The following is a 19,059-nucleotide window of genomic DNA, read 5'->3' as shown; positions in this document are numbered from 1 at the left end:
GACAAGGATGTTTGATCCATTGCTGGGAAGGCTCACCCATGTCCACCCTGTCGCGCCGGGATATCCTGATGGCCAGCGCCGCCGCCCTGATGATGGGGGGCGGGCAGACCCCGCACCCTGCGTCGGCGGCTGAGCCACCGCCTGCGGTGCCCGTGCCGCCCCTACCCACGCCCGATCCCATCCAGACGCTGTGGTACACCCAGCCCGCGGCGCAATGGGTGGAGGCACTGCCCGTGGGCAATGGCCGGCTGGGCGCAATGGTCTTCGGCGGCATCTCCATGGAACGCCTGCAGCTGAACGAGGACACGTTCTACGCCGGCGGCCCTTACAGCGACGTCAATCCCGCAGCCAAGGCCGCCCTGCCCGAGGTGCGTGACCTGATCTTCCAGGGCCGCTACCTCGAAGCGGAGGCGCTGGCCGCCGCCAAGGTGATGGCGACACCCCTGAAGCAGATGCCCTATCAGCCCCTGGGCGACGCCGTGCTGCTGTTCCAGAGCCTGGACACGGTACACGACTATCATCGCCGGCTGGACCTGGACAGCGCCGTCACCACCACCCGCCTGGTCACCGGCGGCGGCGCCTGGTCCTCCACCCACACCCGCGAGGTGTTCGCCAGCGCCGTCGATCAGGTGATCGTCGCCCGCCTGTCCGCCAACAAGCCCAGCCTGGTCAGCGCCAACCTGTCGCTGCTGACGCCCCAGAACGCCACCCTGGTGGCTGACGGTCCCGACAGCCTGCTGCTGACCGGCATCGGCCCCAGCCGCTTCGGCATCGAAGGGCGGCTGACATTCGCCGTGCGCCTGAAAGTCATGGCCACGGGCGGCCAGGTCCGCGCGGGCAGCGATGGCATCGTCATCGACCATGCGGACGAAGCGGTGGTGCTGATCACCGCCGCCACCGGCTACAAGCGCTATGACGACATCAGCGCCGACCCGGCGGCCCTGACCGCCGCCGCCCTGGCCCTAGCCGCCGCCAATCCCTATGCCCGCCTGCTGGCCGACCATGTGGCGGAACACCAGCGGCTGTACCGCCGCGTCGCCATCGACCTGGGATCCACGCCGGCGGCCACCTTGCCGACGGATGAGCGTGTACGCGCCAACGCGGCGCAGGACGATCCGGCGCTGGCCGCCCTCTATTTCAACTACGGCCGCTATCTGCTGATCAGCAGTTCGCGCCCCGGCTGCCAGCCCGCCAACCTGCAAGGCATCTGGAATGAGCAGGTGGATCCGCCCTGGGAATCGAAGTGGACCATCAACATCAATACCGAGATGAACTACTGGCCGGCGGAGCTGGTCGATCTCGGTGAATGCGTCCAACCACTGACCGCCATGCTGAAAGACCTGTCGGAAACGGGTGCCCGGACGGCGCGTGACATGTACGGCGCCAATGGCTGGATGGCCCACCACAATACCGACATCTGGCGCGTGGCCGGCCCGCCGGACGGGCCCAAATGGGGCCTTTGGCCCATGGGCGGCGCCTGGCTATGCCGCCATCTTTGGGACCATTACGACTACGGCCGCGACAAGGGCTACCTGGCGGAGGTCTATCCCATCCTGACGGGCGCCACCCAGTTCTTCCTGGATACCTTGGCGGTACTGCCCGGCACTAACTGGCTGGTCACCAATCCGTCGCTGTCGCCGGAAAACGAACACCCCCTGGGTACCAGCCTGTGCGCCGGCCCGGCCATGGACCGGCAGATCCTCCGCGACCTTTTCGACAGCACCATCAAGGCGGGCGAGATCCTGGGCCGGGATGCCGATTTCCGCGCCAAGGTGAAGGCGACCCGCGACCGCCTTCCACCCGACCGCATTGGCGCCGCCGGCCAATTGCAGGAATGGCTGGAAGATTGGGACCTGCGGGCGCCGGAGGTCCACCACCGCCACGTCTCCCATCTCTATGCCGTCTACCCCAGTGACCAGATCACGCGGCGCGGCACGCCGGAGCTGATGGCCGCCGCGCGCAAATCGCTGGAAATCCGGGGCGATGACGCCACCGGCTGGGGCCTGGGCTGGCGCCTGAACCTGTGGGCGCGGCTGGCGGATGGGGAACATGCCCACAGCATCCTGAATCTGCTGCTGAGCCCTGAACGGACCTACCCCAACCTGTTCGACGCCCATCCGCCCTTCCAGATCGACGGCAATTTCGGTGGTACGGCCGGCATGGTGGAAATGCTGGTGCAAAGTGGGGCCGACGATATCGAACTGCTGCCGGCCCTGCCCCGCGCCTGGCCCACGGGTCACCTGAAGGGCGTGCGGGTGCGCGGGCAGGGCCGCCTGGATCTGGCCTGGCGCGACGGGGCGCTGGACCGGGCCAGCCTGCGCAACGACGGCACACAAGCCCATCGTTGGCGGGTGCGGCTGGGGGAAGAGGTCGTCGCGGTGTCGGTGCCCGCCGGCGGTGAAAAGCGCCTGGTCCTTGAAAACGGCAGGCTGGTCCTTGTCTGAAGATCAGCCCGCCGTCCCTGGCTCAAGCGTCACGCCACCCGCAGTTGGGTCAGGAACGCATCCACCTGGGCGCGCAAACTCGCGGCATCGGCCGACAGTTGGGTGGATGAGGCCTCGACCTCCGCCGACTTGCGGGCCGTCTCCCCCGCCCGTTCCGTGACACCGTAGATGTTTTGGGTGATCTCCTCCGTCGCCCGCGCGGTCTCCCCCACGTTGCTGACGATGGCCTGGGTGGCGGCACCCTGTTCCTGCACGGCGGCGGCGATGATGGAAGCGATCTCATCGATGCGGCGAATGGTGCCGCCGATATCCCCGATGGCCGCCACGGCCTGGCCGCTGGCCCCTTGGATGTCGCCGACATGGGCCGCGATCTCATCCGTCGCCTTGGCCGTTTGCGTGGCCAACGCCTTGACCTCGCTGGCCACGACGGCGAAGCCCTTGCCGGCGTCGCCGGCCCGCGCCGCCTCGATGGTGGCGTTCAGCGCCAGCAGGTTGGTCTGCCCGGCGATGTCACTGATCAGTTGCACCACGACGCCGATGCGGTTGGCCACTTCGGCCAGGCCGTCAACGGTTCCCCGGGTGGTCTCGACCTGGGCCACCGCCTCCCGGGCAATGACGGCCGAGTTCTCCACCTGGCGGCTGATCTCCCCGATGGAGGAGGACAGCTCCTCGCTGGCCGTGGCCACGGTACGCACATTGCCGGCGGACTGGCCGGCGGCGGCCGAAACGGCGGTGGTCTGGCGCAGGCTTTCCTCCGCGGCGACGCCCAGGTCGCGCGCGGTCATCTGGATGCCGGCCGCGGCATCGGCCACCTTGTCCACCACGGCGCGCACGGTCGCCTCGAAATGGTCGGCGGCTTGGCCCATCGCGACCTTGCGCTGGGCCTCCGCAGCCGCCTTCATCGTCGCCTGGTCCGCGACCAGCGCATCGCCCTGGATCAGGCTTTCCTTGAACACCTCGACCGCGCGGGCCATGGCGCCAATCTCATCGGCGCGCTTGATGCCGGGAATCTCCACCCGCCGCGCCCCGCCAGCCATGGTCTCCATCACCGCGCGCAGCAGGTCGACCGGGCGGCTGATGGAGCGCCCGGTGACCCAGGACAGCGCCATCGCCAAGGCGATGCCGACGCCGGAGAAGACGAGGCCAATGGCATAGCCCTTCGCTGACGCGGCATCGAACGCCCGTTCCGCATCCTGGGACTGCGCCAGGTTCAGCGCGGCCATCTTTTCCAGATGCTCGTTCATCTGGTTGCGGGCCTCGTCCACCTTTCCATCCAGGTCACGGATGTCCCGGGTCAGCACGTCGGTTTTCTCCAGCACCGGCAACATCTGCTGCTCGAAGATGGCGATGTAGTCCCTCAACGCCGTCTCGGCGCCATCCAGGGCCGCCTTCTCCGCCGGGAGGTCGGCCATGGTGTGCAAATCCTTGAACATGCCCTGGATTTCCGCCTTCTTGGCGGCCCAATCCTTACGGGTGTCATCCAAATTATGGTTGATCTCCGCATCCGCGACGATGGCGTAGAGGTCGTTGCCACCGGAGACCGCGCGCACCGACCTGACGGCCACGCCCGCGCTCTCGGTCAACGTCGCCTTGCTGTCCGCCAGCCAGTTCAGGGTCACCGTGAACACGCCGGCGATCAGCAGGATCATGGCCGTGGTCATGGCCGACGACAGGGTCAGCTTGTGCGCCAGTTTCATCGGGGGCCTCCGCCGGGCTCAATCACCGGTTCAAAAATGGAATTGGTTAGAAGCGGACCGTGAAGCCCAGGAAGGGGTTCACGTCGTCCGCGGCCTTGCTCAGGCCGATGTTCACACCACCATCGACCGAGAAGTTGGGCGTGACCTGATAGGTGATACCCAGGTCCAGGGTGGCGATGGTCGCCGCGTCCGGGCCGGTCTGACGCTCGCCATACAGCTCGACATACGCGTTCAAGATATCCATCACCGGATGGCTGAGGCTGACGGAAAAGGCGAAATCGGGGTCATAGCCAATACCGACCGCGTTGCGGTTCAGGGCCACGGTGGTCTGTGTCCCGAGGTCCCAGTCGCCCCCCAGCCTGATGGCGAAGGGAACGCCCAAGCCGCCTTCGAAGGAACCATTGCCGAAAGCGGTGGCGGCCGTGGGCAGCTTGAGGAAGGGGATGAGGCCCAGGGCGGTGGTGCCCTCACCGTCATTGCCCCAAAGGTTGATCTTGGAGCGCACGGTCATGTCGGACCAGCCGTGCAGCCGGGTGTGGCCGCCATCCCGTTCCGACAGGCCGATGGTGGTGTAGGCGGGGGCGATGATGTCGATTTCCGCACGATCCCAAACGCCGATGCGGATGTTCGGCGCCATGAAGGCGGACTCATGTCGACGCGTGCCGTCGTCGTTATAGAAATCGCGGTTGTGGGTGACGATATCCGTCTCGACCTGGACATGGCCGCGGTCAATGGTGAACGGTCCGTCGGTCTTGTCCGGCCGATCAGGCGTGAATTCCCGCAATCGCCCGGCATCACCCTCGCCGGCTCGCGCCACGGGAAGCCCCGCCGTTGCCAGCAGCGCACCAGCCAGCATCAAGGCTCGAAAAGATGAACTCCCCACCGTCGGCCTCGCGTGTCGCCTGTGACAAAATGTCTCTGCGACAGCACGGTGCCAGAAATGGGTTTCGCAATCGTTAATTGGATTGAGCAGGGCCTGCTCAGCGGGTGATGAGCCCCCCATCCGGCGGAGCGGCGTGCCCGGGCGCCGCCCCCGCCTCCACCGGCGCGACGTTCCACCAGCCGCCCCCCAGGGCCTGGAACAGGGCGGCGGTATCCATCAGTCGGACGGCCTGGGCCTGCACCAGGGTCGTCCGCGCCTGGGCCGCCGCCTGTTGCGCCGCCAACACGGCACTGGCCGCCACCGACCCCAGCTCGCGCTGGCGGCGGGCCAACGCCAGGGCATGGGATGCCGCCGCATCGGCCCGCTCCGCCGCCGCCAGGGCGTCGCCGTCCGCCTTCAGCGCCGACAGGGTGTCGGCCACATTCTGGAACGCGAGAACGACCGCCCCCCGGTACTGCGCCGCCGCCTGGTCCAGCGCCGCCCGCGCCGCCTTTTCCTTATGCGCCAGGCTGAAGCCGTCGAAGATCGGCTGGGTCACGGTGGCGCCGAAGTTCCAGAAGCCGTTGCCGGCGGCGAACAGGCTGTTCAAGGCGGAAGCGCTGGACCCCGTCGCTCCGCTGAGCGTCAGGTTGGGCAGCCGGTCGGCGATGGCGACGCCGACATCGGCGCTGGCGACATGCAGGTTGGCGGCGGCCAGCCGGATGTCCGGCCGCTGCTCCACCAGACGGACGGGCACGCTGTACGGCAACTCGACGGGCAAGGTCAGGTCGGCCAGCTGGAAGGTCTCCGGCGTGGGATCGGCGGGCATGCGGCCCAGCAGGGCGTTCAGCTGATGGCGCTGCTGCTCCAGCTGCTTTTCCAGGGGCGGCAGGGCCTGTTCGGCTTGCGCCAGAGCCGCTTCCCCCGCGGCCACATCGGCCGCCGACACCTGCCCCAGGTCGCGCTGACGGCGCAGGATGGCCACCGCCCGACCGGCGTCGTCGACAATGGCCTGGGCCGCCGCGATCTGGCCCCGCAGCGACGCCTCCGCCACCGCCGCCACCACGACGTTGGACGTCAGCGTCAGGTAGGTCGCCTCCACCTGGAAGCGCTGGGCCTCGACCGTCGCCTCCAGCGCCTCCTGCCCGCGACGGGTGCCACCCCACAGGTCGGGGCTGTACGATACCGATAGCTGCGGGGTGAACAGGTTCAGCTGCGGGGCGTTGTTGGCCGCGGTGGGCGCCACCGTGCCGGTGGGATCCTTCTGCCGGCTGGCCTGGAAGCTGCCGTCGATGGTGGGCAGGAAGGCGCCGGCGTTGGCCAGCGCGTTCTCCCGCGCCATACGCAGGGCCGCCTGCGCCGCCGCCACGTCGGCGTTGTGCGCCATGGCCTCGCGTACCAATCCGTCCAGCGCCGGCGACTTGAACAGCGCCCACCAATCGGCCGGGATGTCCCTGCCGGCCAGCAGGGCCTGGTCGCGCAAAGGCGGCGGCGACGGCAAGGCCGCCGGTGCCGGGGCGGCGGGCGTCTGGTAGTCCGGCCCGACCGCGCAGGCCGCGAGGCTGAGAACGGGAAGAAGCAAAAGCGCGATGCGCATCATTCGGCCTCCGCCGCGGGCACCGGCAAGGCGGTGCGGGTGGAGAACAGGCTGATCAGCACCGGCAGCACCACCAGGATCAGGATAGGGGCCAGCAGGATGCCGCCCACCACCACCATGGCCAGCGGTCGCTGCACCTGGGACCCGATGCCATGCGACAGCGCCGCCGGCAGCAGGCCGACGCAGGCGGCGATGCAGGTCATCATCACGGGCCTGAGCCGCGTTTCCGCCGCCCTCACCAGGGCGACCGCCCGTTCCATCCCCGCGTGGACCAGCTGGTTGAAATAGGCGATCACGATGATGCCTTCCATCACCGAGATGCCGAACAAACCGATGAAGCCGATGGCGGCGGAGATGGAGAAGGGCGTGCCGGTGACGGCCAGGATGAAGATGCCGCCGATCAGCGCCATCGGCATGACGCTGGCCGCCAGCAGCGTGTCGGTCATGGAAGCGAAATTCAGGTAAAGCAGCACGCAGATCAGCGCCAGGCTGACCGGCACCGCCACCGCCAGACGGCGTACCGCGTCCTGCAAGTTGCCGAATTCGCCCACCCATTCCAGGCGGTATCCACCGGGCAGCTGCACCTGCTCCGCCACCTTTTGCTGGGCCTCCAGCACGGCGCTGCCCAGGTCGCGGCCGCGCACGCTGAACTTGATGGGGATGTAGCGGCCCTGCCCCTCGCGATAGATGAACGATGCGCCGGAAACCATGCGGATGTCCGCCACGTCCGCCAGCGGGATGGGGGCGGTGCCGCCGCCCAGGGCCGTCGTGCCCACGGTGATGCGACGGATGGCGTCCAGGCTGCCCCGATATTCGGGCGACAGGCGAACCATGATGGGGAAGTTGCGGTCGCTGCCGTCCTCATACAGGTTGCCGGCGGCCTGGCCGCCGATGGCCGCCTGGACGACCGCGTTGACGTCGCCGGGCGACAGGCCGTACCGCGCCGCCTTCGCCCGGTCCACCGTGATCTTGATGGTGGGCTGGCCCAGGGACTTGAAGACCCCCAAATCGGTGACGCCCGGAACGGTGGCCATGACGCGGCTGATGCTGTTGGCCGTCTTCTCCAGCGTTTCCAGATCATTGCCGAACAGCTTGACCGAGTTCTCGCCCTTCACGCCGCTGGCCGCCTCCTCCACGTTGTCCTCGATGTACTGGGAGAAATTGAATTCGATGCCGGGGAAGCGCGCCGCCAGCTTCTCCTGGATGTCGCGGGTCAGGCGGTCCTTGTCCCAGCCCTTGGGCCAGGTGTCGAACGGCTTCAGCGGCACGAAGAATTCGGCATTGAAGAAGCCGGTGGCATCCGTGCCGTCGTCGGGCCGGCCATGTTGGGAAATGACAGTGTCGACCTCGGGATAGTCCTTGATGGTCCGGCGGATGGCGTCCACCGCCTCCGTCCCCGCCTCCAGCGAGATGGACAGGGGCAGGTTGGCGCGAATCCACAGGTTGCCTTCCTCCAGGTGGGGCAGGAACTCCATGCCCATGAAGCGAGTGCACAACAGCGCCAGGGCCAGCAGCGCGCCCGCCACCGCCAGGACAACGCGCCGGTTGTCCAGCGCCAGGCGCAGCAGGGGCGGATAGACACGGTGCAGGATGCGCACGACCACCGTGTCATGCTCCCGCACCTGTTCGGGCAGCAGGATGGCGCTGAGCGCCGGGGAAATGGTGAAGGTGGCGATCAGGCCGCCGGCGATGGCGTAGGCGTAGGTCTTGGCCATGGGGCCGAAGATGTGCCCCTCCACCCCCGACAGGGTGAACAGCGGCACGAAGCCGGCGATGATGATGGCGGCGGAGAAGAAGATCGCCCGGTTGACCTCGACGGCCGAGTTGGCGATGACGCCGAAACGTCCCTTCAGCACCACCTCCTGCCGCACGCTGTGCAGGATGGAGGAACGGGCGAAGCGTTCCTTGGGCGGCTGGGCCAGATGACGGAAGATGTTCTCCACCATGATCACCGTCGCGTCGACGATCAGGCCGAAATCGATGGCGCCCACCGACAGCAGGTTGGCCGACTCCCCGCGCAGGGTCATGATCAGGATGGCGAAGAACAGGGCGAAGGGCACCGTGGCCGCCACGATGACGGCGCTGCGCAAATCGCCCAGGAACAGCCACTGCACGAAGAAGATCAGGATAATGCCCATGACCATGTTGTGCAGCACGGTGTGGGTGGTGAGGTCGATCAGGTCCGACCGGTCATAGATGGTCTTGAGGTAAACGCCCGGCGGCAGAATGCCGGACGTGTTGATCTTCTGCATCTCCGCCTTGGCGGCCAGGATGGTGGGCTTGCTCTCCGCCCCCCGGCGCATCAGCACGATGCCCTGGACGATGTCGTCCTGATCATCACGGCCGGCGATACCCAGCCGCGGCTGGTTGCCGACGGTGACGGTGGCGACGTCGCCCACCACCACGGGCGCCCCGTTGTTGGATGCCAGCATGGTGCCGCGGATGTCGTCCAGGGAATGGATCAGGCCCACGCCCCGCACCACCATGGCCTGGTCGCCGATGTTCACCGTCTGGCCGCCGACGTTGATGTTGGCGTTGTTCAGCGCCTGTAGGACGCCAGGGATGGTCAGGCCATGGGCGGTCAGCTTGCGCTGGTCCACCGTCACCTCATAGGCCTTGGTCTTGCCGCCCCAGCCCGAGACGTCGATGACGCCGGGCACCGCCTTGAAGCGGCGTTGCAGCACCCAATCCTGCAGGGTCTTGAGGTCGGTGACGGAATAGCCCGGCGGCCCCACCACCTGATAGCGCAGGATTTCGCCAATGGGGCTTTCCGGCGAAATCGCCGGCTGCACCCCGGTGGGCAGGGTGGACAGCTGCGACAGCTGGTTGGTGACCCGCTGCACCGCCTCGTCATAGGTGAAGTCGTAGGTGAACTGGATCTTGATGTCCGACAGCCCGAACAGGGAGACGGAGCGGATGGCCGTGACATGGGGGATGCCGGCCATCTGCACCTCGATGGGCACGGTGATGTAGCGTTCGATCTCCTCCGCCGACTGCCCGCCGTTCTGGGTCACGATCTCCACCATGGGCGGGACCGGGTCGGGATAGGCCTCGATGTTCAGCCGCAGAAAGGCGCCGACGCCGACCACCAGCAGGGCGGCCAGCGCCGCCAGCATCAGCACACGCTGGCGCAGCGCGAAGATGATTACCTTGTTCATGAGGTTCACTCGCCCTGCGCGGCGCGGTCAATGAACAGGGCGCCCTTGGTCACCACGCTGTCCCCGGCCTTGAGGCCATCCAGCACCTCCACCAGGCCATCCTCCTCCCGCCCCAAGCGAACGGGCCGCAGGGCCAAGGCGTGGCGGGCGGCATCGGCCACCCACACCCGGGCGGCCTCGCCCTCATGGATCACGGCGCGCTCAGGCACGGCCAACACGGGCGTGACCGGGCCGGAAACCAGGCGGACGTTGGCCATCATTTCCGGTTTGAGGGCGCCATCGGCATTGTCCAGGACGACACGGACCGGCAAGCGCCGGGTGGTGGGGTCGAGGCCAGGCGCCACCGCCGCCACCCGGCCGTGGAAGACACGGTCGGGATAGGCCGCGACACGGACATCCACCCCCTGCCCCACGGCCACAGCGGCGACGTCCGCTTCCCGCACATTGGCCAGCAACCAGACGGAGGAGAGATCCGCCAGGGTGAACGCGACGGCGCCGCCGTTGGCGGCCGCGTTGACATATTGCCCCGGGCCGACCTGGCGCTGCAGGACGGTTCCGGCGAAGGGCGCCCGCACCGGCGTCGGCGCCATGCCGGCTCCGGTACCGAGGGCCGTGATCTCCTGCGGGGTGCGACCCAGCACCCGCAGGCGCTCCCGCACCGCCACCAGCGCCGCGGCGGCGGTCCGCTGCGCCGTCTCCGCCGTCACCAGATCCAGCTGCGCCTGCTGCCAATCCTTAAGCGCGCCACCGTCAGCCTGGTACAGGGCATGCTGGCGCTGCTCCGTGACCACCGCTTGGCGCAGTTGGGCATCGGCGGCGGCGGCGGACGCGACCGCCGCCGCCAGGTCGCTGCGCGCCTGGACCATGTCGGTGGCATCCACCGTCATCAATACGGCGTCCTTGGAAACGCGATCCCCGACATGCGCCGCCACCACCGCCACCCTGCCGGAGACGGGGGAATAGACGGCGGTCGTGGCCTCATCGTTGGCCACTATCCTGCCATCGGTGTCGATTTGGGTCTGAAAGGCGTGCGCCGCCACCGTTTCCATGCCCAGCGCCGCCCACTGACCGGGCGCCGCCTGGAAGGTGCCGGGCGGAGTGTCAGGCGCGGCCGACGGTGGGGCCTTCGGCGCGTCGCTCTCACGGATCACGATCATCCCCACCACCGCCGCCAACAGCAGGGCACCACCCAGCCATTGCAAACGGCCACTGGGCAAACGGCCACGGGGGCCGGGGATCAAGCCGAAAATACGCACCCTTCAACACTCCGTACCATACCCGGCGCCGGGAAAGGAGAAACAAACTCACCGCGTCGCAATGACGCATCCCATGCTGTGCACCGCAAAACCAAGGAAAGGGGGGATCGCACCTTTGCCCATGGCTCGCAATGGGCCATTTCAGCGCAGGCGCCATCTCCTTTTACTGGTAGAGGACGAGGAAAGCATGGTGGGAGAACCAATTTTATGGAGATTTGATTACAATCGAATGCCGTTCCGCGACGCAAATGCGGGAGCGTTCCTTGGAAGACGCCGGTGGCCGGCCCATTCCCCCCTCCGCACAATCCACGCGGGATGCCAGGCCAAACCCGGGAAACGGACCATTTGACGCAGCGTCCCATAGTCGGTCGCGTTCAATAGGAGCCACAGCCGGCTACAGCTTGAGCCTGTCCGCGAGCAGCTTCACGCCCAACGGCGAATCCGCCTTTGGGCGACCTGATCTAGCACCAACGGCCGAGGAGAGGCGCGCCCCTTCCCCCACGCCGCCTTTGGTCATGCCCGTTTCGCGGACGCCTAATCCAGGCCCCGGCACCGCCCGGTCGTGGAAATAGGCTTTCCGGTACGTGCCCTAGCGCTTTGGCGCCCCTGACGGTTGACCGCGCGACCAGCCCCGCTACCTCACGATTTGTTGCCAGGGAGGGGCCACCCGCCGCCCCACCGAATGGATCACTGGATGCGCCGCCTGGGGGCCATCCGAGGGCGCCGGGAGGCCGTCTTGTTCAACACCCTGAATAACCTTCTGTCCGTCACCGTCGTTCTGCTGTTGCTGGTTCCCCTGGCGGACCTGGCCATGCAGCTGCTGCCCCCGGTGGTCGGCGCCCTGCCGCCCCTGCTGGTGGGCCTGGTGTTGCTCGCCTTCCTGGGCCAGGCGCTGGCCGGCACCATCCGGCACATCCGACTGCCCAAGTCCTACGCCGGCCCCCATCCCGGCTCCCAGCCGAAAGAGATCGTGTCATGAACGCCCCGCTTCGCAATATCCTCTATGCCATCCTCAGCCTGTTGCTGATCATCATGCTCGTGGACCTGGCCGTGGCGCTGTTGCCCCCGGTCCTGGCCGAGGTGCTGCGCCTCATCGTTGGCATCGGCGTGTTCCTGTTCCTGCTGCAGTTCCTGCTGAGCCTGTTCCGCAGGGTGCCGTAGGACGGCACCGGACGGCCTCTGTTCCCTTTTTGGACCCATTTCCCCCTTGACGCCGCCGGCTTCGTCCTACACTCCATAAGGGCAAACCGGTTGGGGAGATGCACGCGATGCGCAAGGGTTCTTGGAGTGCCACCGTTGGCCTTGTGCTGGCCGCCTGCCTGGCCACGGGCACCAGTCTGGCCGCCGAGGTGGCGGCGCCGGCCGACAAGCAGGCGCCCGGTCATCATACCTACATGCTGGTGCTGAGCTGGGAGCCGGAGTTCTGCTATCTCCATGGCGATGGCCATCCGGAGTGCGCGGCGGGCGACCGGGCGACCAGTTTCGGCGCCACCCATCCCACCTTGCATGGCCTTTGGCCGCAGTGGAGCAGCGCCTGCTCCCTCTCCGCCAAGGATAACGACCCCACCTGGAAGGACCGCGTCCTTCCCCCCTTGTCGCCGGCGGTGCAGACCACCCTGGCGCAGGTCATGCCTGGCATCGCCTCCGGCCTGGCGCTGCATGAGTGGCAGAAGCACGGTTACTGCAGCGGACTGCCCGCCGATCAGTACTATTCCCTGGCCGGCGGCATGGTGAAGGCGCTGGGCGATGGCAAGGCCGGCGCCCTGCTGGCCAACGCCACCGGCAAGGGCGTCACCCGCAAAGCGGTGTGCGACGCGCTGGCCGCCGACTTCGGGGAGGCCGCCCGCCAGTCCGCCGTGCTGGGCACCGGCAAGGCCGCCTTCCTCACCCAGATCACCTTCACTCTGAAGGCGGCCGACGACGGCAGCACCGCCTTGGACGCCGCCCACCTGGCCGAAAGTCCGGCCGACCAGCCCGGCCGCTGTGACAAGGGCAACCCGGACGAGACACTGAAGCTGGCGGCGTTCAAGTGACCAAGCCCATCCGGCTGGACATCATTTCCGCCATCGGCTTCATGGCCGTCATGTCCGCGATATTGACCGGATTTGACGCCATGAACGGCATGCGCGGATGGCCATTGGCGCGGCAGGCCATAGCGGGCGCCATCTCCGCCTTCATCTTCGATCAGGGGTTCACCCTATGGCGACGGGCCAAGCGTCGCACGTCAAACGACAAGGGCGGCGATTGAGAAAGCCCGCCTTCAGCGCGGCCGCCCGCTGAGAGCAGGATCGATAAATCAAAGTGCGGACCATCAGCCTCCACCGCCCCGTTGTCCGGACGGCATGACGGGCGTGGACGGTCCCCCGTATCGGGAAAATGGCCGCGAGTGGGCTCCATTCCCCGCCCGTCTTATTCGTTTTAGCTTATTCGTTTGGGGCGCTGCGACATTCTGGCTCCCCCGAAATAATAAAATCAATTTGCATTTATGTTGCCCTTTTACGATATTTAATTTCAGGCGCGGCAATAAATGATCCCATTAATTATTCATTTACAATGCAAATCAGGAAAAACAGGCATGGGCACTCCAGCACATTTGAGATGGGCGCTACTGGTCACCGCCCTGGGGATACCGGTAATGGCAGCCCACGCGGCCGACAATCCCATTGAGTATAAGGACTCAAGCGCGGAAATCGTGGTGGAGCGCGACGGCACCTACACCAAGACCGGCCATCTGGAACTGCTGGCGAAAACCACCGCCGCCGCCCATGCGATTGGGCAAATTAATGAGTTCTATAGTGAAGGTCTGGAAGACCTCGATATCATCGACGCCTATACATTGAAGGCGGATGGCCGGAAACTGCCTGTTGATGTGAGCGCGATCCTGACGCAGGCGCCGCAGGGCGCCACCAACGTCCCGATGTTCAGCGATCAGAGGATGAAGACCATCATCTTCCCGGACGTGGCCGCTGGTGACACCGTCGCCTATACGGCGCGACATCACATCAAGGTGCCGCACCTCAAGGGCCAGTTCACGGACAGTGTCACCGTCTCCCCCACCCAGTTGATTCGGGATGAGCGGTCCACGATCTCTCTACCCCGGGACATGCCCCTGACCATAGAGACGCACGGCATCCCCATCACCGAGGAGAAGGCGGGCGACCGCATCCTTTATCGCTGGCGGTACGCCAACCTCGATCCGTTGACGGAGGACATCGCGGCGCTGTCCGCCAATGACCGTGTGCCCCGCTTCTTCGTATCGACCTTCAAGGACTATGACAGCTTGGCGCGGTCCTACGCTGCCGAGATAGCACCCGCCGAAACCGTGACGCCGAAGGTCCAGGCCATGGCCGACGAGATCACCGCCGGGGTCACGGACAAGCGGCAACAAGCCGAGAGGCTATACGCCTGGGTTAGCCAGCATATCCGCTACGTGGCCCTGGCGTTCGGGCGTGGCGGCATCATCCCCCATGCGGCGGAAACGATCCTGACCAATGGTTATGGCGACTGCAAGGACCACGCCGTGATCTTCGGTGCCCTGCTGAAGGCCAAGGGGATCGCCAGTGAATTGGTGCTGATCAACGCCAATAACGGATACAGCCTGCCATCGGCGCCGACCTTCGCCCAGTTCAACCACATGATCAGTTGGCTGCCGGATTTCAACCTGTACGCCGATACGACGGCAAGGGTCGCCCCCTTTGGCATCCTGCCCTTCGAGGAATACGGAAAGCCGGTCCTGCACGCGGTGTCGACCGGGAACGCGGTGCGCCAGGTGCCCGTCCTGCCGGCAGGCTTCTCCGCCAAGGCTGTGGGGACCGCGAAAATGGATGCCAAGGGCGCCATCACGGGAACGATGGTCAGCGCGGGCGATGGCCCGTTTGGCTTTAGCCTTCGGGTATTGGCCGCCGCCATGCAGACCCAAGGAATGGAGCAATGGGCATCCGCCTTACTCGGTGCCTGGGGAATGTCCGGCACGGGGAACTTCGCCCCGGACGGGTCGCCCATGGATCTCGCGCCATCCTACCGCATCACCGCCACATACGCCGCCGATCCCAAACCGGAAATCCTGACCGGCGCCGGTTTCGTCATGCCCAGCGCGCTGCGGATGTCCACACCGCCAGGAGATGTCCTGTCGGGGTCGTTCGACATGCCCCGGTTGAAGGATACGGAACCGACGCCCTGCTATACCGGCCATACGGAGGAAACCTTATCCCTGGAACTGCCGGCCGGGTACACGCTGGCGAAGCTCCCGGCGGACGTCACCATCGCGGAGGATCATCTGCAATATGTGAGCCGATGGTCCCAGAAGGGCCAGGTCGTGACGGTGTATCGGGGCTTCGACGCCCATGTCGACCAGGCCCTGTGCACCGGTGACGTGCGAAAGTCGGCGGCCAAGGCCCTGTTGGCCATCGCCGCCGACCGCCGGGGGACGATCTCCGTCGTGCCGGACAAACCTGTGACCCATTGAGCGTGAATGGGCGGGGGACGCCCATTCTTCCGCCCCCCCGTCGGAACCGGTGCCCACCACATCGGCATTAACAAGAAAGGCGACGCCCGCGAGGACGCCGCCTTTCTTCATTCCGCTTCCAAAACAGCCTTTACGACACCAGCGGCGGCAGCGGCTGGGGGCCGGCGGCCTGTTCGATGACGTGGCCGACCTTCAGGACGGTCGCCTCATCGAACGGACGGCCCAGCACCTGCAGGCCCAGGGGCAGACCTTCACCGCTCAGGCCCGCCGGCACGGACAATCCTGGCAGGCCCGCCAGGTTGGCCGGGACGGTGAAGACGTCGTTCAGGTACATGGCGATGGGGTCGTCCATCTTCTCGCCGATGCCGAAGGCGGCCGACGGGGCGGTCGGCGTCAGGATGACGTCGCACTGCTCATACGCCTTGGTGAAATCCTCGGCGATGCGGGCCCGCACCTTCTGCGCCTTCAGGTAATAGGCGTCGTAATAACCAGCCGACAGCACATAGGTGCCAATCATGATGCGGCGCTTCACCTCGGCGCCGAAGCCTTCGGCGCGGGTGTTCTCGTACATTTCCTTCAGGTCCTTGCCCTCGACGCGCAGGCCGAAGCGCACGCCGTCGTAACGGGCCAGGTTGGAGGAGGCCTCCGCCGGGGCGACGATGTAATAGGCCGGCAGGGCGTACTTGGTGTGCGGCAGGCTGATCTCCACCGGCGTGGCGCCAGCGGCCTTCAGCCATTCAATGCCCTGCTGCCACAGCTTCTCGATCTCCGCCGGCATGCCGTCGACGCGGTATTCCTTGGGAATGCCCACGCGCAGGCCGCGGATGTCGCCGGTCAGGGCCGCCGCGTAGTCCGGCACCGGCAGATCGATGGAAGTGCTGTCCTTGGGGTCGTAGCCGGCCATGGAGCGCAGCATGAGCGCCGCGTCCTTCACGGTACGGGTCATGGGGCCCGCCTGGTCCAGCGAGGACGCGAAGGCGACGATGCCCCAGCGCGAGCAGCGGCCATAGGTCGGCTTGATGCCGACGATGCCGACGAAGCTGGCCGGCTGGCGGATGGAGCCGCCGGTGTCGGTGCCGGTGGCGCCCAGCGCCAGGCGTGCCGCCACGGCGGCGGCGGAGCCACCCGAGGAGCCGCCGGGAACCAGCTTGCGCGTGAAATTGCCGGCCGCGTCCTTGGGCGACCACGGGCTGATCACCGGGCCGTAATGGCTGGTGATGTTGGCCGAGCCCATGGCGAATTCGTCCAGGTTCAGCTTGCCCAGCATGACGGCGCCGTCGCGGAACAGCTGGCTGGTGACCGTGCTTTCATAGGGCGGGACGAAGCCGTCCAGGATGTGGCTGGCGGCCGTGGTCTGCACACCCTCGGTGCAGAACAGGTCCTTGATGCCGAGCGGCAGGCCGTCAAGCGCGCGCTGCTCGCCCTTGGCGTAGCGGGCGTCGGATTCCGCCGCCTGCTTCAGCGCCACGTCCGGCGTCTCGATGATGAAGGCGTTCAGTTCCTGGGCCGCCGCCATGGCGTCCAGGTGCGCCTGCGTCAGCTCGACGGCGGTGAACTCCTTGGCGGCCAGGCCGGCCAAGGCGTCGGCCATGGTCAGGTGGGTCAGCTTCGTCATCACTCGACAACCTTGGGCACGGAAAAGAAATTCTCGGTGGCGTCGGTGGCGTTGGCGACCACCTTTTCCGGATAACCGCCGTCGGTCACGGCATCGGGGCGGCGACGCAGATTGGCGGCGACCACACTGGTCATCGGTTCCACATTTTGGGTGTCCACCTCGCCCAACATCTCCACCCAATGCATGATGGTGTTGAGTTCGCCGGCCAGTTGCTCCAGATCGGAGTCCGGGACCTTGATGCGGGCGAGATGCGCGATCTTCGCCACGGTGGCCTTGTCGAGGGACATGGTGCTAAGTCTCTCCTTCGGAATAAGGAGCCACGGGGGCGATGGCAGGCGGTGTATCGGATGCCGCCGGCCCCCGGGCGGCGCGGAAGGTAACACCCGGTATGGCGATCCGCAACCTCAGGGAACTCAAGGCCCAGCTGCCCCGCGGCGGGCGGCTGATGGGGCTGGATTTGGGCTCCAAGACCATCGGCATGGCCATCTCCGACCCCGGCCTCGCCGTGGCCTCGCCCGTGGGCACCATCACCCGGCGCAAGTTCACCACCGACGTGCAGGACATGGCGCGCGAGCTGCGCGGCCGGGGCGTTGCCGGCTTCGTCATCGGCCTGCCCATGAACATGGACGGTAGCGAGGGGCCCGCCGCCCAATCGGCCCGGCAATTCGCCCAGAACCTGATCGAGCGTCCGGACCTGCTGGGCCAGGTGCCGGAGATCGCCTTCTGGGACGAGCGCCTGTCGACTTCGGCGGTCAGCCGCATGATGATCGAGTGGGACATGACCCGCAAACGCCGGGACGAGGTGGTCGACCGCATGGCCGCGGCCTACATCCTCCAAGGTGCCTTGGACTATCTGTCGGCCGAGGCCGCGCGCGAGGCGCTGGCCGCGCGGGATGCCGCCGGCGACGATGACGCGGACCTGGATGACTGAGACTTGGATACCTGAGACTGGGATACCTGACGGGGATGACTGACAGCGCATGCTCCAGGTCCTGACGGCGCTGGCGCCCACCTTCCTGCTAATCGCCATCGGCTTCGGGCTGAAGCGCTCCCGGCTGATCGACCCCGCCTTCTGGGGGGCGGCGGAGCGGCTGATCTATTACCTGCTGTTCCCGGCCCTGCTGATCGACGGCACGGCCAAGACCGACCTGTCGGGCATGGACATCGGGGCCATGGCGGGCGCCCTGGTCGGCGGCATCCTGCTGCTGGCGCTGCTGCTGCGGCTGACCTGCCGCCGCCTGTCGGGCAGCGACCCCGCCTACACCTCGGTCTTCCAGGGGGCGGTGCGGGTCAACACCTATGTCGCCATGGCGCTGGGGGCGGCCCTTTTCGGCCCGCACGGCACGGCGCTCATGGCGCTGGCCGTGCTGTTCGCCATGCCCACCGTGAACGTGCTGAGCATCCTGGTGATGCAGCGCTACGGCGACGTGCCCGCCACCCTGAAGCGCCACCCGCTGCGCACGCTGTGGCGCATCGTCAGCAACCCGCTGGTCAGTTCCGTCCTGGTGGGGGCGGCCCTGAACCTGGCCGGCATCCGCCAGATCCCGGTGGTGTCGCCGGTGATGGCCGTGCTGGGCCAGGCCAGCCTGCCCCTGGGCCTGCTGTCCGTGGGCGCGGGCCTGGGCTTTTCCGCCATCCGCCAAGCCAAGGTCGCCGTGGCGGCTAGCAGCATCGCCCGCCTGGCCATCCTGCCGCTGGTGACAGCGCTGCTGGCCAAGGCCTTGGGCCTGGGGGGCGACGCCTATGTCGCCGTCGTCCTCTACAACGCGCTGCCGACCTCGGTCAGCGCTTACGTCCTGGCCCGGCAGATGGGCGGCGACGCCCCGCTGATGGCCGGCATCATCACCTTCCAGACCCTGGCGGCGGCCCTGACCCTGCCCATCGTCCTGGCCCTGCTGACGGCCTGAAATGACTTCGGCGGCGTGGGAGGGCCCACGCCGCCGATCATCACCAGGACGCCACAGG

General features: G+C 67.1%; 15 protein-coding genes. 8 read left to right on the top strand and 7 right to left on the bottom strand.

Annotated elements, in window-relative coordinates:
- Window positions 1–38: 38 nt before the first annotated feature.
- Window positions 39–2,444: a glycoside hydrolase family 95 protein gene (locus FHS74_RS25920; protein ID WP_184807153.1), complete on the top strand. Its 2,406-nt coding sequence runs from the start codon at window positions 39–41 to the stop codon at window positions 2,442–2,444.
- Between the two features lie 29 nt (window positions 2,445–2,473).
- On the opposite strand, the gene FHS74_RS25915 is transcribed toward FHS74_RS25920, so the two are convergent.
- The 5 genes from FHS74_RS25915 to FHS74_RS25895 all read right to left on the bottom strand — a co-directional run bounded on the left by FHS74_RS25915 (window position 2,474) and on the right by FHS74_RS25895 (window position 11,014).
- The gene (locus FHS74_RS25915; RefSeq protein ID WP_184807152.1) at window positions 2,474–4,141 is read right to left on the bottom strand and encodes a methyl-accepting chemotaxis protein; all 1,668 of its coding nucleotides are present in this window, start codon (window positions 4,139–4,141) and stop codon (window positions 2,474–2,476) included.
- Between the two features lie 46 nt (window positions 4,142–4,187).
- Window positions 4,188–4,997, bottom strand: a complete 810-nt coding sequence (locus FHS74_RS25910) for a transporter (RefSeq protein WP_184807151.1) — start codon at window positions 4,995–4,997, stop codon at window positions 4,188–4,190.
- Between the two features lie 124 nt (window positions 4,998–5,121).
- Window positions 5,122–6,603 carry an efflux transporter outer membrane subunit gene (locus tag FHS74_RS25905; RefSeq protein WP_184807150.1) on the bottom strand — a complete coding sequence of 494 codons (1,482 nt, stop codon included), beginning with the start codon at window positions 6,601–6,603 and terminating at the stop codon, window positions 5,122–5,124.
- On the bottom strand, window positions 6,600–9,758 hold the full coding sequence (locus FHS74_RS25900) for an efflux RND transporter permease subunit (protein WP_184807149.1): 3,159 nt from the start codon (window positions 9,756–9,758) through the stop codon (window positions 6,600–6,602). Before FHS74_RS25900 ends, FHS74_RS25905 begins: the two co-directional genes overlap by 4 nt.
- A 5-nt stretch (window positions 9,759–9,763) precedes the next feature.
- The gene (locus FHS74_RS25895) at window positions 9,764–11,014 is read right to left on the bottom strand and encodes an efflux RND transporter periplasmic adaptor subunit (RefSeq protein ID WP_184807148.1); all 1,251 of its coding nucleotides are present in this window, start codon (window positions 11,012–11,014) and stop codon (window positions 9,764–9,766) included.
- A gap of 694 nt (window positions 11,015–11,708) precedes the next feature.
- Between FHS74_RS25895 and FHS74_RS25890 the strand changes: the two genes are divergently transcribed.
- The 5 genes from FHS74_RS25890 to FHS74_RS25870 all read left to right on the top strand — a co-directional run bounded on the left by FHS74_RS25890 (window position 11,709) and on the right by FHS74_RS25870 (window position 15,479).
- Window positions 11,709–11,993, top strand: coding sequence for a hypothetical protein (locus FHS74_RS25890; protein ID WP_184807147.1), 285 nt, complete (start codon window positions 11,709–11,711; stop codon window positions 11,991–11,993).
- Entirely contained in the window at window positions 11,990–12,175 is a 186-nt protein-coding gene (locus tag FHS74_RS25885) for a hypothetical protein (protein WP_184807146.1), read from the top strand. Before FHS74_RS25890 ends, FHS74_RS25885 begins: the two co-directional genes overlap by 4 nt.
- Before the next feature lie 107 nt (window positions 12,176–12,282).
- On the top strand, window positions 12,283–13,047 hold the full coding sequence (locus FHS74_RS25880) for a ribonuclease T2 family protein (protein ID WP_184807145.1): 765 nt from the start codon (window positions 12,283–12,285) through the stop codon (window positions 13,045–13,047).
- The gene (locus FHS74_RS25875; RefSeq protein ID WP_184807144.1) at window positions 13,044–13,262 is read left to right on the top strand and encodes a hypothetical protein; all 219 of its coding nucleotides are present in this window, start codon (window positions 13,044–13,046) and stop codon (window positions 13,260–13,262) included. The genes FHS74_RS25880 and FHS74_RS25875 overlap by 4 nt, the downstream gene beginning before the upstream one ends.
- Window positions 13,263–13,649: 387 nt before the next feature.
- Entirely contained in the window at window positions 13,650–15,479 is a 1,830-nt protein-coding gene (locus FHS74_RS25870; RefSeq protein ID WP_184807143.1) for a DUF3857 domain-containing transglutaminase family protein, read from the top strand.
- Window positions 15,480–15,609: 130 nt separating this feature from the next.
- Here FHS74_RS25870 and gatA read toward each other — a convergent pair whose 3' ends face one another.
- Together gatA and gatC are read right to left on the bottom strand one after the other, a co-directional pair.
- Entirely contained in the window at window positions 15,610–17,094 is a 1,485-nt protein-coding gene (gene gatA, locus FHS74_RS25865; protein WP_184807142.1) for an Asp-tRNA(Asn)/Glu-tRNA(Gln) amidotransferase subunit GatA, read from the bottom strand.
- The gene (gatC, locus tag FHS74_RS25860) at window positions 17,094–17,381 is read right to left on the bottom strand and encodes an Asp-tRNA(Asn)/Glu-tRNA(Gln) amidotransferase subunit GatC (protein ID WP_040845375.1); all 288 of its coding nucleotides are present in this window, start codon (window positions 17,379–17,381) and stop codon (window positions 17,094–17,096) included. Before gatC ends, gatA begins: the two co-directional genes overlap by 1 nt.
- A 101-nt stretch (window positions 17,382–17,482) precedes the next feature.
- On the opposite strand from gatC, the gene ruvX reads away from it, so the two are divergent.
- Window positions 17,483–18,025 carry a Holliday junction resolvase RuvX gene (ruvX, locus tag FHS74_RS25855; protein ID WP_184807141.1) on the top strand — a complete coding sequence of 181 codons (543 nt, stop codon included), beginning with the start codon at window positions 17,483–17,485 and terminating at the stop codon, window positions 18,023–18,025.
- A gap of 49 nt (window positions 18,026–18,074) precedes the next feature.
- Entirely contained in the window at window positions 18,075–19,001 is a 927-nt protein-coding gene (locus FHS74_RS25850) for an AEC family transporter (protein WP_184807140.1), read from the top strand.
- Window positions 19,002–19,059 lie beyond the last annotated feature (58 nt).

The sequence above is a fragment of the Nitrospirillum iridis genome (assembly GCF_014205765.1).
In the GTDB taxonomy this organism is placed as follows: domain Bacteria; phylum Pseudomonadota; class Alphaproteobacteria; order Azospirillales; family Azospirillaceae; genus Nitrospirillum; species Nitrospirillum iridis.
This window is presented reverse-complemented; position numbering and strand designations above follow the sequence as displayed.

Excerpts from the sequence above, each read along its gene's own strand:
- FHS74_RS25920 (WP_184807153.1), top strand. The coding sequence starts at position 39 with ATGTCCACCCTGTCGCGCCGGGATATCCTGATGGCCAGCGCCGCCGCC.
- FHS74_RS25915 (WP_184807152.1), bottom strand. The coding sequence starts at position 4,141 with ATGAAACTGGCGCACAAGCTGACCCTGTCGTCGGCCATGACCACGGCC.
- FHS74_RS25910 (WP_184807151.1), bottom strand. The coding sequence starts at position 4,997 with ATGCTGGCTGGTGCGCTGCTGGCAACGGCGGGGCTTCCCGTGGCGCGA.
- FHS74_RS25905 (WP_184807150.1), bottom strand. The coding sequence starts at position 6,603 with ATGATGCGCATCGCGCTTTTGCTTCTTCCCGTTCTCAGCCTCGCGGCC.
- FHS74_RS25900 (WP_184807149.1), bottom strand. The coding sequence starts at position 9,758 with ATGAACAAGGTAATCATCTTCGCGCTGCGCCAGCGTGTGCTGATGCTG.
- FHS74_RS25890 (WP_184807147.1), top strand. The coding sequence starts at position 11,709 with ATGCGCCGCCTGGGGGCCATCCGAGGGCGCCGGGAGGCCGTCTTGTTC.
- FHS74_RS25885 (WP_184807146.1), top strand. The coding sequence starts at position 11,990 with ATGAACGCCCCGCTTCGCAATATCCTCTATGCCATCCTCAGCCTGTTG.
- FHS74_RS25880 (WP_184807145.1), top strand. The coding sequence starts at position 12,283 with ATGCGCAAGGGTTCTTGGAGTGCCACCGTTGGCCTTGTGCTGGCCGCC.
- FHS74_RS25870 (WP_184807143.1), top strand. The coding sequence starts at position 13,650 with ATGGCAGCCCACGCGGCCGACAATCCCATTGAGTATAAGGACTCAAGC.
- gatA (WP_184807142.1), bottom strand. The coding sequence starts at position 17,094 with ATGACGAAGCTGACCCACCTGACCATGGCCGACGCCTTGGCCGGCCTG.
- gatC (WP_040845375.1), bottom strand. The coding sequence starts at position 17,381 with ATGTCCCTCGACAAGGCCACCGTGGCGAAGATCGCGCATCTCGCCCGC.
- ruvX (WP_184807141.1), top strand. The coding sequence starts at position 17,483 with ATGGCGATCCGCAACCTCAGGGAACTCAAGGCCCAGCTGCCCCGCGGC.
- FHS74_RS25850 (WP_184807140.1), top strand. The coding sequence starts at position 18,075 with ATGCTCCAGGTCCTGACGGCGCTGGCGCCCACCTTCCTGCTAATCGCC.